Source organism: Schaalia odontolytica (assembly GCF_031191545.1).
Lineage (GTDB): Bacteria > Actinomycetota > Actinomycetes > Actinomycetales > Actinomycetaceae > Pauljensenia > Pauljensenia odontolytica.
In genome coordinates this window covers 1,026,987-1,041,049 of sequence record NZ_CP133472.1, presented here as the reverse complement: position 1 = coordinate 1,041,049, position 14,063 = coordinate 1,026,987, and the positions used below count along the sequence as shown (strand labels likewise).

The following is a 14,063-nucleotide window of genomic DNA, read 5'->3' as shown; positions in this document are numbered from 1 at the left end:
GTGGAACGCTCACCTGAGCCCCGCTTCCAGGACAGCCCGAGCGATCGGGCCGGCCACGTCGCCACCGTGCGGGGTGGGGTCGGTGTCGTCGCCCTCGACGAGGACGGCGAAAGCGATCTGCGGATTGTCCGCGGGCGCAAAACCGATGGCCCACGCGTTAGCGCGGTCCCCGTCGCCGGTCTCAGCGGTGCCGGTCTTGGCGGCCACGGATACGTTCGGGAGCGCCATCGTCGTGCCCGTGCCGTAGGGCTGTGACACGACGGCTTCCATCATGGCGCGCAGCTTTGAGGCCGTCTCCGCGGAGATGGGGCGTCCACCATCCGTGGGGGTGGTCGTGCGAACGACCTGGTTGTCCGCGTCGACAATCGAATTGATGAGGAACGGCGTCATCATCTGTCCCTCGTTGGCGATCGTTTGGGCGACTTGAGCCATCTGCAGGGGCGTCGTCTGGACCGTGTACTGCCCGATCGAGCTCATGGCGAGCTGCGCGGCATCGGCGTCAGCCGGGAAAACGGAGGGGGTCACGGACAGCGGGATCTGTGACTCGCGGCCGAAGCCGAATCGGTTCGTGACGTCGGTGAGCTGCTGGTTCGTCAGCTGCTCGGAGGCCAGGACGAAGGTCGTGTTGCACGATCGGGCGAAGGCCTCTGTGAGTGTGGGATTGCCGTCGCCGCAGGTCGAGGACTCGATGTTGGAGACCTCGGTCGCGGTTCCGGGCAAGGTCGTGGAAACGGGCGAAGACAAATGAGTCTCAGGTTCGGCGAGGCCGTTTTCGAGCAGGGCGATCGTCGTGAGGACCTTGAACGTCGATCCGGGCGCGTATCGCTCGGAGATCGCGCGGTTGAGCAGCGGGTTGCTGGGGTCCGAGGAGAGCGTGGAGAATGCGTCCGAGACCGCGCCCGCGTCGGAGGAGGCGAGCTGGTTCGGGTCGAAGGTCGGAGCGGAGTACATGGCCAGAACCGAGCCGGTCTTCGCGTCGAGAGCCACGACGGCACCCTTGCGGTTAGCGAGCGCCTCGGCCGCTGCCTTCTGCATGTCCGCGTTGAGCGTGAGTTCCACGCCCCCACCCTGGCGGTTCTGTCCAGTCAGGAGGTTACGCAGACGCTGGCCGAGCAGCGTCTGCGACTGGCCGTCCAGCACGTCCTCTTCGGCGGCTTCGATTCCGGTCGACGTGTTGCCGACGGACGAGAAGTAGCCGGTGACCGAGGCATACAGGGGACCTTCGGAGTAGGAACGCGCGTAGCGCTTAGAATCGTCTTCGCGTTCGGAGGAGGCAATCGCCGTCTTTTCGACGATGATCGGGCCGCGGTCGGTTTCGGCCGCGTGCAGGATCGTGCGCTGGTTGCGTGCGTCGGCGTTGAGCGAGGATGCGGAGACGAACTGCGTGTTCGTGACGCCCACGCCGAGTAGGGCGAACATCAGCAGGACGATGATGAAAATCTTGCGAATCTGATTGTTCATGGCTTACTCACCCACTCCTACGGCCGGTTGGACTCCCGAGTTCCACGGCGCGGGGGTTGAGGCCGGGCGCCTGGCTGCGTCCGACACGCGGATCAGCAGGGCGACGGTGATCCACGAGGACACCATCGACGAGCCACCTGCCGCCAGGAACGGGGCCGTCAGGCCGGTCAGAGGAATGATGCGTGTGATGCCGCCGAGCACCACGAAGAGCTGAATGGCCAGCGAGAAGCTTAGGCCGGTCGCCAGGAGCTTGCCGAAACCGTCGTGCACCGTCAGTGCCGCGCGCAGTCCGCGCTCGATGAGGATCAGGTACAGGACCAGGATGGCGGCCGTGCCGGTCAGCCCCAGCTCTTCGGCGAAGGAGGACAGGATGAAGTCCGAGTTCGCCAGCGGCACCAGCTGCGGGTAGCCGCGGCCCCAACCGGTGCCCATGAGGCCTCCGGAAGCTTGACCAAACAGGCCCTGGACGAGCTGGTAAGACCCGTTCTCGTATACCTCGGGGTCGAGGGCGTTGAGCCAGATGTTGAAGCGCGTCTGCACGTGGCTGAAGGACTTCACCGCCACGAGGACGGCTGGAACGAAGAGCGTGAAGCCGATGACGAGCCACGACACGCGGTTCGTTGCGACGTACAGCATTGCGACGAAGAGGCCGAAGAAGAGCAGCGATGTGCCGAGGTCACGCTGCAGCACGAGGATCGCGATGCCGATCAGCCACACGACCATGATCGGGCCGAGATCGCGTGCGCGCGGCAGGCGCATCCCGAGGAACCTTCGGCCGCCGATCGCCAGGTTGTCGCGGTTGGTCACGAGGTATCCGGCGAAGAAGATCGCCAGCGTGATTTTCACGAGCTCGCCGGGCTGGACAGAGATGGGGCCCAGATGAATCCACACGCGCGCGCCGAAAGTCTCCTGGCCCAGGCCCGGAATCATCGGCAAAAGAAGCAGGAACAGTGACAGGGCACCGAAGGTGTAGGTGTACCTGCGCAGCATGCGGTGGTCGCGCAGCGCGATCAAAATGATCGCAGCGATAACGATTGCGATGCCCACGAACAGCGCCTGGCGGAATCCCACCACGGGTTCGTCCCTGCGGGCGTAGGACAGGTCGAGCCGGTAGATCATCGCCAGCCCGAGGCCCGTCAGAGCGACCGCGACCGGCAGGATGACCGGGTCCGCGTAGGGTGCGAGGAAGTGCACGCCGACCTCGGCGATGATGGCGAGCACAACGAGCACGCCGACCTGCGTCAGCAGGTTCGGGGGGATTGCCCCGGTGTAGTTCAGCGACGTGAGCACGTAGCCGGCGATGCCGATCGCCAGAGCCAACCCCATGAGGGTCAGCTCGAGGAAGCGGCGAGGCCGGGCGGGCGCGATCGATACGGTAGCCATTAGGAGTCGCCCCCGCTCTGCTCCCCTGACTGGGGCGTGCCGGACTGGGGCATGCCCGACTGGCTCGTCGAGGACGAGGGGGATGAGACCTTGTCGGCCACAGAGCGCCTGAGGCCCTCGATGTAGGAGTCAATGTCGGCGCGCGAGGAACGCAGCACTGGCGTGTCGAGGCGCTGGCGGTCGACGGGGGACAGGTCAGCGAGGGCGACATTCGAGACCTCGACCGCGTGCGACAGCTGCCACGGGCCGATCGCCTGAGGAATGCCCTGGTAGATGACGACGTACCCGTCCTGGCCGATCGCGTAGTACTGGGTCTGCGTCCACTTCCACGACAGCCACGAGGCCGCGACGACGAGGACCGTCACCAGCGAGATGAACACGGGGGTCCACCAGGAGGAACGGGGCTTGAGGTCGATGGGGGCCTCGTCCTTGTCGGAAACGATGTCCGAGGAGGAGGAACCCAGGGCGGCAGCGCGTGCAGCCGCGCCGTCGCCTCCGCGTGACTTGGCGTTGCGGTCGATGGCCGCGGCACCGACGATCTGCGGGGGAGCGGGCGGGAACGTGCCGGCGGAAACGATGTCCGCGATGACGCACGTGATGTTGTCGGGGCCGCCGCCCAGAAGGGCCAGGCGGATCAGCTCTTCGGCGCACTCACCCGGATCGTCGATGTCGGCCATGACCCGGCCGATTGTCTCGGGGGAGACGAGGCCGGACAGGCCGTCAGAGCACAGCATCCAGCGGTCGCCGACGACGGCCTCGCGGATCGTCTCGTCGGGGGCGACGTCGGCCTGCGCATCGCCGAGGATCTTCAGGACGACGTTGCGGTTGGGGTGGTGTTCAGCTTCCTCGGGCGTGATCTGGCCGGTGTCGACCAGGTACTGCACGAAGGAGTGGTCGGTCGTGACCTGCGTGAGCGTGTCGCCGCGCAACACGTAGGCGCGCGAGTCGCCGATGTGAACCATGGCGAGGCGGTTGCCGCTGCGCATGAGCGCAATGCAGGTGGTGCCGAGGCCCTCGAGGTCGCGGTCGCGGCTCGAGCGGTCGGTGAGTTCCTCGTGCGCGTCGAGGAGTGCCTCGCGCAGCAGGGGCAGCATCGAGTCGGCCGGGTGCGAGTCCGTGTCGAGGGGCACGAGGTGCGCGAGGGCGACCGAGGAGGCGATGTCGCCGCCCGCGGGGCCGCCCATACCGTCGGCGAGGACGAGGAGGTTTGAGCCGGCGTAGCCGGAATCTTGGTTGTTGGAACGTACGAGGCCCACGTCGGAGCGGGCAGCGTAGTGGAATTGAACGGCGTTTCCTGACATATCAACCCACCAATTCGAGAGTCGTCTGGCCGATACGGATGACGTCACCGATCTTGAGCTGACGCGGTGTGCTCAGTCGTTCGTCGTCGATGAAGGTGCCGTTTCGGCTGGAGAGGTCTTCGATCCACCAGCCGTCGGACTGGGGGGTCAGGGCCGCGTGGCGGCTGGAGGCGTACTCGTCTTCGAGCACGAGGGTGCACGCGGGGGAGCGGCCGATGACGATGGGGGCTTCGCCGAGTGGCAGCATGGTGCCAACGAGCGGGCCGCCGGTCACCAGGAGATCCTTGGGGGCCAGCGGGTTCGAGGAGGTGCGCTTCTTGTCCTTGCGCTTGTCGTGGGAGGCTTTACGGCGTGACGTGGCCTTGTCGCGTCCCTTTCCGCGCGGGGTGACGACGGTGCCGAAGATATCGCGTCGCAGGGTGTTGACAGCCGCGAGTACGAGGAGCCACAGGAGCACCAGGAACCCGATGCGGAAGACAGTGAATGCGAGGTCGGTGGTCACTTCATTAAACTCCGCTCTGGTCTGGGTGGGTCCAGAAGAGGATCTTGGTGCGTCCGATGACGATCTGGTTGCCGTCGAGCAGGGTCGCTGCGTCGATGCGGTGGCCTTCGACGAAGGATCCGTTGGTGGATCCAAGGTCGGTCGCGATGACGCCGGTGGGCGTAATGCGCAGCTCAAGGTGGCGACGTGAGACGCCCGAATCGTTGACGACGATGTCGGCTTCGGAGCCGCGTCCGATGACGGTTACTGGCTCGGTGAGCAGCCACTTTTCACCGTCGACGTCAATGATGGGGTGTTCGGGGGATGCGGACGAGGCCGTGGCGGGGGCAGCGGGTCCCCTGCGGTTTTCGGCGTCGACCTTGAGGGTGCCGCTGGGCTCGGATGCGTCGGCGATGAATTCGATCGTGACGGGGCCGAGGAGGGAGTAGCTGTTTGCTGAGGCGTGCTCGGTGGCCTGCTGGGCGAACTCGTCGGCGAGGACGTCAAGGGACGCTTCGAGGGAGGCCAGGTCGGCGCGCGAGGCGTAGACCGTGAAGTGGTTCGCGGCGATGATGCGGGAGGCGGAGACTTCCTGGACGGATTCGTCCATGGCGCGGCGGATCGCCGTGGTGATGTCCACGGGCTTGATCCCCGACCGGAACACGCGTGAGAAGGCGCCGTTGACGCCTCTCTCGACGGCGCTCTCGAAGCGGTCGAAGATGCTCATAGTCGTGCTCTCCTCATTCCCCCGCGCCCTGTGCGCGACGTACGTTCTGTCTGGAAGCGCAGCCGCTCCCGGTTACAGTCTAACCGGCGTGGGAAGCGCTGTGGCCTCATCTGCCGGGATGTTCCCGATGAGCAAAGGCTCAGCATTCGTTCCGGATGCGCGCCACGACGGGGAATACTCCGCAATGGTGCGACTGTGACTTCTGGTGTAAATGTTACATGTGTGACGATAAGTGTGTGCGAGCAAACAGAGTGTGGACACTCGCAGCGTCGCGCTGTTGGCTTAGGGAGCGCGTCGGGCGCGCCGCGCGGGATAACGACGTGGGTGCGCCTGCCGGATGGCGGGCGCACCCACGAGCGTCGTGAGATGAGAAATGTGGTCAGGCCGTGGCGTTAGCGCAGCCCAGCAACGGCCTCGGACCGATCAGAAGTCCCAGTCCTCATCCTCGGTGTCCACGACCTCGCCCATCACGTAGGACGAGCCGGAACCCGAGAAGAAGTCGTGGTTCTCGTCCGCGTTGGGGCTCAGGGCCGCCAGGATTGCGGGGTTCACGTCGGTGGCATCGGCGGGGAACAGGGCCTCGTAACCCAGGTTCATGAGTGCCTTGTTCGCATTGTAGCGCAGGAACTTCTTGACGTCCTCGGTCAGGCCGAGCGGATCGTACAGGTCCTCCGTGTACTGCTCCTCGTTCTCATAGAGCTCGTACAGCAGCGAGTACGTGTAGTCGTGCAGGTCGTCCTGGCGCTCCTGGCTCGATTCGTTGACGGCCAGCTGGTACTTGTAGCCGATGTAGTAGCCGTGGACGGCCTCGTCGCGGATGATGAGGCGAATCAGGTCGGCCGTGTTCGTCAGCTTCGCGTGCGAGCTCCAGTACATGGGCGCGTAGAAGCCAGAGTAGAAGAGGAAAGACTCGAGCATCGTCGAGGCGACCTTGCGCTTCTCCGCGTCGTTGCCGTCGTAGTAGGACTTGATGATCTCGGCCTTCTTCTGCAGGGCCTCGTTCTCGTTCGACCAGCGGAAGGACTCGTTGATCTCCTCCGTGGACAGCAACGTTGAGAAGATCGACGAGTAGGACTTGGCGTGCACCGACTCCATGAACGCGATGTTTGTGTAGACGGCCTCCTCGTGCGGGGTGCGAGCGTCCGGGATGAGCGACACCGCGCCGACCGTGCCCTGGAGCGTGTCCAGCAGGGTCAGGCCCGTGAACACGCGGTTCGTCATGAGCTGCTCGTCCTTGGTGAGGGTCTTCCAGCTCGGCAGGTCGTTCGACAGCGGAATCTTCTCAGGTAGCCAGAAGTTACCCGTCAGGCGATCCCAGACCTCAAGGTCCTTGTCGTCTTGGATCTTATTCCAGTTGATGGCCTCGAACACGGGCTCGGTCGCCATGGGGGCTCCTATAAGTACGCTGTCGGACGGACGAGGTCGGGGCGACCTCGCGTATAGGCTCCAGGATAGTGGGTGCGAGGCTCGCGACGAGGCCGGTGGACCGTGTTTCGTGGACGAGGTCACCTCGGTGGAGGTCAGGGCGGCGTCGTGTCCGCCATGACGACGCCCACCTTCGCGAACGTTGATGCCGCGCTCGCCAACCGGGACTGACGACGAATGCTCAGGCGCGTGACCTTCGGGCTCGAGGGGGCTCGGAGTGTTGCGATCGTCGGTGGTTTCGGCGCGGGACTGGGCTATCTCCTGACTCTGCACCTCATGACGGACGAGCTGGCGCTCTTCTTCTTCCTTCTGAACGAGGCGTCGGAGCTGAGCGGATACGCCTCCGCGTTCCTCCGGATCGCGCTGTTTCATCGGGTGTTGCCTCCCGCTGTACGCCTGACCCTCATCCTCCTGCCCAAGCGATGCCCTCACCGGGGTAGTTCCGTCATGGACTCTATTCGGATGTCTGTGCTGGTAGGCCCCGTTCTCTTCACTCGTATGGAGCTGACACATTGACCTGATCGTCCCGTGTAAGCCATTGCCACGACGTGTGCTATGGCTATATCCTGACCATTAAAAATGTGGCGCATCGCGCGCCTGACAGTTGCCTTGTAAGGAGTGAATAATCAACGGACAGCGCTATGGTGAGGGCGTGACATATCAGCCCTTAGAATTCGCCGCAGTCTCCAGGCCCTACCGTCTGGGGAACGATCAGTTGCGTCGCTACAACCGCGTGCGCTCCGGGCAGCAGAAGCAGGGGCGCATCAATCTCGCCATCGATATCGTCACCGTCCTGCTCATCGTGTCCCTGAGTACGGTCGTCGCCATCGTCGAGCTGTCCTCCATGCCCGATCCGGTGACCGAAAAGCTCGCCGCACTGACTCTTGGCCTCCTTCTCGGTGGGGGCCTGATCCTCCTTGCGCTACTCACCGCCCTCATCGTCGTGGCGCGCCGGTGGCACCAGGAATGGGATGGCAACGAAGACCTCGTCATCTTCTCCAACTCTCACGCAGCTCTGCGCGCTGCCCGGCGCGACGGCGCCATCCTGACGGCCTGCGCACGCATGCGCCTCGCGTGGTTTATCGGATTCCTCGCCGTCGGGGGTATCGCGATCGCCACCGAATCCGCACTCTTGGCCGCTCTCGTCTCCCTGCCTCTCGCGATGGGCCTCCTGGACTCGTGGCGTTCCTGCCAGGCGCTGCGCAGGATCTTGGCCCGAACGCTCTGATTCACCGGTCAATCCGCGCGTGCACCTGCGAGCCTGCCAGCCGGTAGGCTTGTGGGCATGACGAATCCCCTCATTGATTCCCTCGTGTCGATCATCGAACAGCGGCCCGAGGATCACCCCCTGCGCGAGCATCTCGCGGAACTCCTGATCGCTGAGGGGAGGGGCGGCGAAGCCATCCCTCATCTCGCCGTCATTCTCGCCGCCGACCCGACCAACGAGCGCGTCGCTGCCCTCATGCGCAGCGCCCTCGGCGCACCCGAGGCCCCCGCTCCGGCGGCTGGTGTCTCCCCTGACGAGGCGGCCCCGGCCTCGGAGAGTCCCGTGGCCGAAGATTCCCCGGCGTTTACCGAAGACACCGTGCCCTCGACCCCTGCTGTCGACGCGGCCGTGGCGTCCGCCGCGGAACCGGCTGAAAAACCCGTCCCCCACCCCCAGGACGCGTCCCAGATTCAGGGCGTACCCGACGGCGGCGCTGCCGACGAGTCCACTGCGGCGGCCCACGCCTCGGAGGATGCAGGCATTCCCGCGATCGTGACGGTGCATCCCTCGGCCTTCCCGCATGCGACCGAGGAAGCGGCCCCCGGCGAGGAAGACGCTCCGGCGGCTGAGGCCGGAGACGAGCGTGATGGCGCCGCTCATGCCGATGGCGCCAAAGAGCAAAGCTTCGACTGGAAGAGTGCCGAGAAGCAGGTCGGCGGGCCTGCGCCCGCATTCGTGAAGCAGGGGGAAGTCGAAGGCGAAATCGAAGTTGACGACAAACCCCAGGGTGAGGGTTGGGACATCGAGAGTGTGACGTCAACGCTGGAGGACGTGGGCGGCATGCAGTCCGTCAAGGACCGCCTCACCACGGCCTTCCTGGCCCCGCTGCGCAACCCGGAAATCCGCAAGCTCTACGGCAAGAGCCTCAACGGCGGCCTGCTGCTGTACGGTCCTCCCGGATGCGGCAAGACCTACATCGCCCGCGCTCTCGCCGGCGAGGTCGGCGCCGCATTCATGAACGTCAGGATCAGCGATGTCATGGCACGCTACCTCGGTGAATCGGAAGCTAACCTCCACGAGCTCTTCGAGACCGCGCGTGCCAACGCACCCGTCGTGCTCTTCCTCGACGAAATCGATGCGATCGGCATGCGGCGATCGCACGCCGGATCGTACTACATGCGACCGATCACCAACCAGCTCCTCATGGAACTGGATGGCATCGGATCCGATAACGAAGGCGTTTTCATCCTCGCCGCCACCAACACCCCGTGGGACGTGGACTCCGCGCTGCGCAGGCCCGGACGCTTCGACCGCAGCGTCGCCGTCCTGCCACCCGACGGCCCCGCCCGACAGGCAGTCCTCTACCACCACCTCAAGTCCCGCCCCGTCGAAGGCATCGACCTGGGCCACCTCGTGCAGCGCACCCAAGGATTCACCGGTGCCGACCTGGCCCACCTGGTCGACAGCGCCGTCGAATACGCGATGATGGACTCCGTGCGTACCGGCAATGTGCGCATGGTGACCATGCACGACTTCCTGAGGGCTCTGGAGCAGATTCGGCCCAGCGCTGGGCCCTGGTTCGTGACCGCCCGCAACTTCATCGAATACGGCAACCGAGACGGCCAATACGACGACCTCGCCGAGTACATGAGGGCAAACAACCTCATGTGAGGTGGTGGGCGGTGTCAGTACGCCGCCCACCACTCGCCGTTTGCTCGTTGAGACCGAGGAGGATCGATGTCCAACGATGACATCCAGGGGCGGATTGAGCGCGCCTATTTCTTGATCGACATCAAGCGTCCCCAACAGGCCATCGAAGAGCTCGCCACGATCCCTCAGAGCGATCCGGAGGTCGCGGCGCGAGTGAATTGCGCCCTCGCCCAAGCCCACCTGACCCTCGATCAGAAGGAAAAGGCGTATGAGTGCGCCCGACGAGCCATCGAAGCCTCGCCCAATCACGCGATGGCGCTGTACTGGCTGGCGCACCTAGAGCCGGATTCTCGTCGCGCGCTCGACCATGCAACACGCCTCGTCGAGAGCAGTCCAGAATTGGGTCCTAGCCATGCCACGAAGGCCCGCGCTCTTGCGCGTAACCACCGGTGGGAGGAGGCGCTGCACGCAGCGCGTGAAGCCGAGAATCTCGACCCCGAAGACTCCTTTGTGCTCAACACCCTTGGCAGGGTGCTCGCCAGGGATGACGAGAAAGCAGCGCTCGAAGTCTTCCAACGCGTCCTCGCGCTTGAGCCGGAAAATGTGGCCGCTCGAGAATCCATCGCTTCCCTCGAAGCAGGCGACCACGCCGACGCCAGCAGCCGCCTGTACCGCGACCTCCTCGAGGAGAACCCCGCCGCCAACGTCTACGAAAATCAGCTGCACTGGCTGGTGTTCAAACCGCTGTTCACCCTGTGCTTGGGCCTGTCGGTCGCCTACCTGATCGGCTGGTCGATTGCCGGTCTCGTCTACGCGCTCGGCAGTCGTCAGGTAGCCCTCATCGTTGGGCTGGCGTGGACCGCACTGTTTCCCCTGCGCGCCATGGGCTCCGCAGTACGCCAGCACATCTCGCGGGTCGCCGCCGGTCAGGGCAAGAAGCGCCGCGACGTCCTGAACCTCGCGTTCAAGCGCCGCCCCATCGGCGCGAGGGTTGCGACGATCTCGATCGCAACCCTCGCGCTCACCCCCGCAGCATTCGGGGTCGTGAGGTACTTCGTTCCCGCCTCCTCGTGGTGGACGGCCGTGGGTGTGCCCATCCTCCTCATGGGCTGCGGATGGGTCGGTGCCGCCGTTGCCCGCTACATGATCTTCGTGCGTCAACGCTGACGAGCGGGCCGCACGAAGCGTCTCAGCCCTTCGAGAGCCTCTCGCGTGCGGCGCCCGCACCAAACGTCAGCGCGGTCAAAGCGGCCTCCAGGCCGCCCAGGACCAGCCCCTGCCTCGTATGAGCGAAACGTGACCCCTGTGCGCGGCGACGCTCACCGCGGCGGAACAGCCAGCGCTCCACGCCGACGGTGATCATCGCCGAACCTAGAGCAGCGCCCGCGAGAACCGCAAGCTCGGACGGGTCCGCCTCCGTGACGCCGTCGAGCGGATCCTCGCCTGCGACGGGAGACGCCTTCGAGCAATCCGCGTCCTCGTCGTCGTAAGGCGTAAGGGCGGAGGGCTCCGGTAGCTGCGCTACCATCGACCAGCCCAGCACGCCCAGCAAGCCCGCCTTCACGAGGCCGCGCAGCGGGCGAGAACGAACGTAATCCGGCAGCGCATACCAGGCGACGGTCGCGCCCACGCCCGCCGCGAAGCCCGCGACCCGAGTCGGATCCACCGACGCAACGCACGGACAAGAACAGGTTGTCGACACGGTCATAGTCGTTCCTTTCAATAGGTGAGCGCGCGAATCAATCCGCGAGCAAGTCAAGTAGGTGAGAGACGACCTTTCCGCCCGAATAGGCGGATCCGTCGTGCTGGTACTCGTTCGTGATGTAGTGGCGCGCGCCGATCAACTCGCCCGTTTCCAGGGATAGCTCGCGCGGCACGAACATATCGTCGTAGTACACGGCCGCAGCCACCGGCACAGTGTTGCGCGCGAGCACATCCGGCAGATAGACCGGCACCGCCTCCGTCGTCGACGCGAGAATCTCCGCCGCGCCCTTCAGCGGTGCCAAGCCCGGGTCCTCGTCGAAAACGCGACGCATGAAGTGCTCGCCCGTCAGGTAGAACGGCTCGCTCTCGTCCAGCGGGTCCGCGTCCTTCGCGAAGCCCGGGACCTCCTCGGCCAGGCGATCCGCCGCCCACCCCGTCGCCGTGCCGACAAGCTCCGGCGTCGCGCACGCGTAGATGTACTCCTGGAACACGGCGTAGATCGGTGCGACGTCCACCTGAGAGCCGATCGCCGCCAGGAATTGCGATGAGAGACGACGCTGCCCGCCGACGCTTACCCACGGGCCCTCGAGTAGGTAGTGCAGCTGATCCGTGTTGCCCTGCCCGCCCAGCATCATGCCGATAATGCGCAGGCGCGCAGGGGAGAGGCGCTCGCCCGTCGGCAGCGTCTCCTCCGTGTCCGCCAGGTGCGCGCACAGCTGGCGCACCGTCTTCTCGTCGCCGGGGTGGCGCTGGAAGTACGCCCGATTGCGCGCCGCAGTGCGCTCGTAGGTGAGCCGGTAGATGTCGTCCACATGGACGAGGCCGGGTAGACCTCCCGTGATCATGCTGGCCTTCAGGCCCTGGGGGGCCAGCGACAGGTACGAGGTCGTGATGAAGCCACCGAAGGACTGTCCGAGCGTCGTCCACGGCTCATCGCCGCACAGCTCGCGGCGAAGCGCCTCCGCGTCGTACACGATCTGATCCTGGCGGAAGTGGCGCAGGTACGCGGCCTTCTCATCGTCCGTGGCCAGGTGGGAGAGCGCCTGGGCGTCCATGCGCGTGGACTGGCCGGTTCCTCGCTGATCGAGGAGCACCACCCTGTAGTCCTGCAGGAGACGATTCATCCAGCCGCCGCTAAACGTGCCGAAACGCGGGCTCGGATAGCCCGGTCCGCCCTGCAGGAACACCGCGTAGGGGCACTCCTCGCGGCCCTTGCGCACGACCTCGCGCGCGAAAATCTCGATCGTCGGATTGTCGTCCCCGGAGGGGCGCAGGTGGTCCAACGGAACCTCTAGGCGGTGCTCGTACACCGCGTGACCGTGATGCAAGTACGACTCTGTGTGCATGTGCACAATCCTATCGTGTTCGCGTCGCCGAGGTGGGTGCCCCCTCTGACTGCGGGGTTTCCGACATGAACTTCAGCGCTCTTTCCGGTGTGTGAAACGGTGTCGCAAGACTGCGACACGGCTGCGATCATATGGATAAACAGCGCAGTTAGAGTTCATACATCGGCGCACCGGGCGCCGGGATACATACGACTGAACAACACCGGAGGATGATCGACATGAAGGCACATAGGAGCGGCATAACACGTAGGGCGCTCGCGGCCCTGACCGCGCTCCCCCTCGCGATTGCCATGAGCGGCTGCCAACTCGGCATCAGCAAGCAGGATGAAGGCGGCGGATCCAGTCCGGCTCCGGCCGCATCCCAATCGAATGGCACCGGGGGATCTCAGGCAACTTCTTCGCCCCAGGCGACGGGCACCGCCAAGCCCGCCGCGTCTGGGGTTCAAGGCACCTGGGAGGGAGCGATCAACGATAAGAACTTCCGCGTGGACGTGAACTCCGTGGTCGTCAAGAACGGGGTCACGACGCTGACCTTCACCGTCACGAACACCGGTTCCACGGGGACCCTGATGTGGTACGTCTCATTCGGGGGCAACAACCTGCTGTCCGACGATGTGAAGCTCGCTGACCCGCAAAACAGCCTCGTCTACTCGCCCGGAAAGGCGGCGGACAAGTCCTGCATGTGCAGCGAACTCGACGCCTCCTCGCTCGAACCCGGCGAATCTCGGACCGTCTTCACGACGTTCAAGGAGCTGCCCGAAGGGGTGGGTGCTGTCACCGTGACGATACCGAACGTCGCCCCCTTCGAGGGCATCCCGGTGACCAGGGAGTGAGCGTCATGACCATGATGAGGAGGCGCGCGGTAGCAGCTGCTGCCCTCGCGCTCGTGGCCGCCGTGGGCGCGAGCCCCGCCCTGGCCGCGGACAAGGTGGAGTGGCCAGTGGCGACGATCGAGTTCCCCGAACCCGTCAAGATCATCTTCTCCGTCTCCACGATCGACGGTGCGGTCGCCACGGCGGAGCAGCCCGATGCCACGGTCACTACGCTTTCGGGGGATGTCAACTTCGAGGTCGACTCTGATCAGCTCACGGCGCGTGCTAAGGAGGTCCTCGACTCCCTAGCGTCGGAGTGGACCAAGGCTAAGCCCTCGACGGTCTCCGTCATGGGCCACACCGACTCAGTAGCCGATGACGCCCACAACCTCGATCTCTCCAAGCGTCGGGCCAAGGCCGTGGGCGACTACCTCACAGGCAAGGTTCCCGGCCTGTCGATCACGACCGATGGGAAGGGAGAAGCCGAGCCCATCGGCGACAACGAGACGGACGAGGGGCGCGCCCAGAACCGGCGCGTCGAGATCCGCGCGCAGAAGTGACACCCG

At 65.2% G+C, this 14,063-nt stretch carries 14 protein-coding genes; 6 read left to right on the top strand and 8 right to left on the bottom strand.

What is annotated here, in order from left to right:
* Positions 1 to 9: 9 nt before the first annotated feature.
* The 6 genes from RDV55_RS04410 to nrdF all read right to left on the bottom strand — a co-directional run bounded on the left by RDV55_RS04410 (position 10) and on the right by nrdF (position 6,739).
* Positions 10 to 1,461: a peptidoglycan D,D-transpeptidase FtsI family protein gene (locus RDV55_RS04410; RefSeq protein WP_111823197.1), complete on the bottom strand. Its 1,452-nt coding sequence runs from the start codon at positions 1,459 to 1,461 to the stop codon at positions 10 to 12.
* 3 nt (positions 1,462 to 1,464) lie between these two features.
* Positions 1,465 to 2,844: an FtsW/RodA/SpoVE family cell cycle protein gene (locus RDV55_RS04405; protein ID WP_111823196.1), complete on the bottom strand. Its 1,380-nt coding sequence runs from the start codon at positions 2,842 to 2,844 to the stop codon at positions 1,465 to 1,467.
* A complete protein-coding gene (locus RDV55_RS04400) occupies positions 2,844 to 4,145 on the bottom strand; it encodes a PP2C family protein-serine/threonine phosphatase (RefSeq protein ID WP_111823195.1) in 1,302 nt (433 codons plus the stop codon). The genes RDV55_RS04405 and RDV55_RS04400 overlap by 1 nt, the downstream gene beginning before the upstream one ends.
* Before the next feature lies 1 nt (position 4,146).
* Positions 4,147 to 4,647: an FHA domain-containing protein FhaB/FipA gene (locus RDV55_RS04395; protein ID WP_111823194.1), complete on the bottom strand. Its 501-nt coding sequence runs from the start codon at positions 4,645 to 4,647 to the stop codon at positions 4,147 to 4,149.
* 4 nt (positions 4,648 to 4,651) lie between these two features.
* Entirely contained in the window at positions 4,652 to 5,353 is a 702-nt protein-coding gene (locus RDV55_RS04390; protein ID WP_111823193.1) for an FHA domain-containing protein, read from the bottom strand.
* Between the two features lie 423 nt (positions 5,354 to 5,776).
* Positions 5,777 to 6,739, bottom strand: a complete 963-nt coding sequence (gene nrdF / locus RDV55_RS04385) for a class 1b ribonucleoside-diphosphate reductase subunit beta (protein ID WP_111823192.1) — start codon at positions 6,737 to 6,739, stop codon at positions 5,777 to 5,779.
* Positions 6,740 to 6,967: 228 nt separating this feature from the next.
* Here nrdF and RDV55_RS04380 point away from each other — a divergent pair, with 228 nt between their 5' ends.
* From RDV55_RS04380 to RDV55_RS04365, 4 genes are all read left to right on the top strand, one after another.
* Positions 6,968 to 7,294, top strand: a complete 327-nt coding sequence (locus RDV55_RS04380; protein WP_245907643.1) for an ABC transporter permease — start codon at positions 6,968 to 6,970, stop codon at positions 7,292 to 7,294.
* Positions 7,295 to 7,430: 136 nt separating this feature from the next.
* On the top strand, positions 7,431 to 8,006 hold the full coding sequence (locus tag RDV55_RS04375) for a hypothetical protein (RefSeq protein ID WP_111823191.1): 576 nt from the start codon (positions 7,431 to 7,433) through the stop codon (positions 8,004 to 8,006).
* 57 nt (positions 8,007 to 8,063) lie between these two features.
* On the top strand, positions 8,064 to 9,656 hold the full coding sequence (locus RDV55_RS04370) for an ATP-binding protein (protein ID WP_111823190.1): 1,593 nt from the start codon (positions 8,064 to 8,066) through the stop codon (positions 9,654 to 9,656).
* A gap of 66 nt (positions 9,657 to 9,722) precedes the next feature.
* Entirely contained in the window at positions 9,723 to 10,802 is a 1,080-nt protein-coding gene (locus tag RDV55_RS04365; RefSeq protein WP_111823189.1) for a tetratricopeptide repeat protein, read from the top strand.
* 22 nt (positions 10,803 to 10,824) lie between these two features.
* Here the strand turns inward: RDV55_RS04365 and RDV55_RS04360 are convergent, their stop codons facing one another.
* Positions 10,825 to 11,343 (bottom strand): peptidase S9, encoded by a 519-nt coding sequence (locus RDV55_RS04360; RefSeq protein WP_165835835.1) that lies wholly within the window; start codon positions 11,341 to 11,343, stop codon positions 10,825 to 10,827.
* A gap of 31 nt (positions 11,344 to 11,374) precedes the next feature.
* Positions 11,375 to 12,685: an alpha/beta fold hydrolase gene (locus RDV55_RS04355; protein ID WP_111823188.1), complete on the bottom strand. Its 1,311-nt coding sequence runs from the start codon at positions 12,683 to 12,685 to the stop codon at positions 11,375 to 11,377.
* Between the two features lie 218 nt (positions 12,686 to 12,903).
* Here RDV55_RS04355 and RDV55_RS04350 point away from each other — a divergent pair, with 218 nt between their 5' ends.
* Both RDV55_RS04350 and RDV55_RS04345 read left to right on the top strand, forming a co-directional pair.
* A complete protein-coding gene (locus RDV55_RS04350; RefSeq protein WP_245907642.1) occupies positions 12,904 to 13,518 on the top strand; it encodes a hypothetical protein in 615 nt (204 codons plus the stop codon).
* 5 nt (positions 13,519 to 13,523) lie between these two features.
* Positions 13,524 to 14,057 (top strand): OmpA family protein, encoded by a 534-nt coding sequence (locus RDV55_RS04345; RefSeq protein WP_111823186.1) that lies wholly within the window; start codon positions 13,524 to 13,526, stop codon positions 14,055 to 14,057.
* Positions 14,058 to 14,063 lie beyond the last annotated feature (6 nt).

Coding starts and splice junctions, on each gene's coding strand:
- RDV55_RS04410 (WP_111823197.1), bottom strand. CDS start 1,461: ATGAACAATCAGATTCGCAAGATTTTCATCATCGTCCTGCTGATGTTC.
- RDV55_RS04405 (WP_111823196.1), bottom strand. CDS start 2,844: ATGGCTACCGTATCGATCGCGCCCGCCCGGCCTCGCCGCTTCCTCGAG.
- RDV55_RS04400 (WP_111823195.1), bottom strand. CDS start 4,145: ATGTCAGGAAACGCCGTTCAATTCCACTACGCTGCCCGCTCCGACGTG.
- RDV55_RS04390 (WP_111823193.1), bottom strand. CDS start 5,353: ATGAGCATCTTCGACCGCTTCGAGAGCGCCGTCGAGAGAGGCGTCAAC.
- nrdF (WP_111823192.1), bottom strand. CDS start 6,739: ATGGCGACCGAGCCCGTGTTCGAGGCCATCAACTGGAATAAGATCCAA.
- RDV55_RS04370 (WP_111823190.1), top strand. CDS start 8,064: ATGACGAATCCCCTCATTGATTCCCTCGTGTCGATCATCGAACAGCGG.
- RDV55_RS04365 (WP_111823189.1), top strand. CDS start 9,723: ATGTCCAACGATGACATCCAGGGGCGGATTGAGCGCGCCTATTTCTTG.
- RDV55_RS04360 (WP_165835835.1), bottom strand. CDS start 11,343: ATGACCGTGTCGACAACCTGTTCTTGTCCGTGCGTTGCGTCGGTGGAT.
- RDV55_RS04355 (WP_111823188.1), bottom strand. CDS start 12,685: ATGCACACAGAGTCGTACTTGCATCACGGTCACGCGGTGTACGAGCAC.
- RDV55_RS04350 (WP_245907642.1), top strand. CDS start 12,904: ATGAAGGCACATAGGAGCGGCATAACACGTAGGGCGCTCGCGGCCCTG.
- RDV55_RS04345 (WP_111823186.1), top strand. CDS start 13,524: ATGACCATGATGAGGAGGCGCGCGGTAGCAGCTGCTGCCCTCGCGCTC.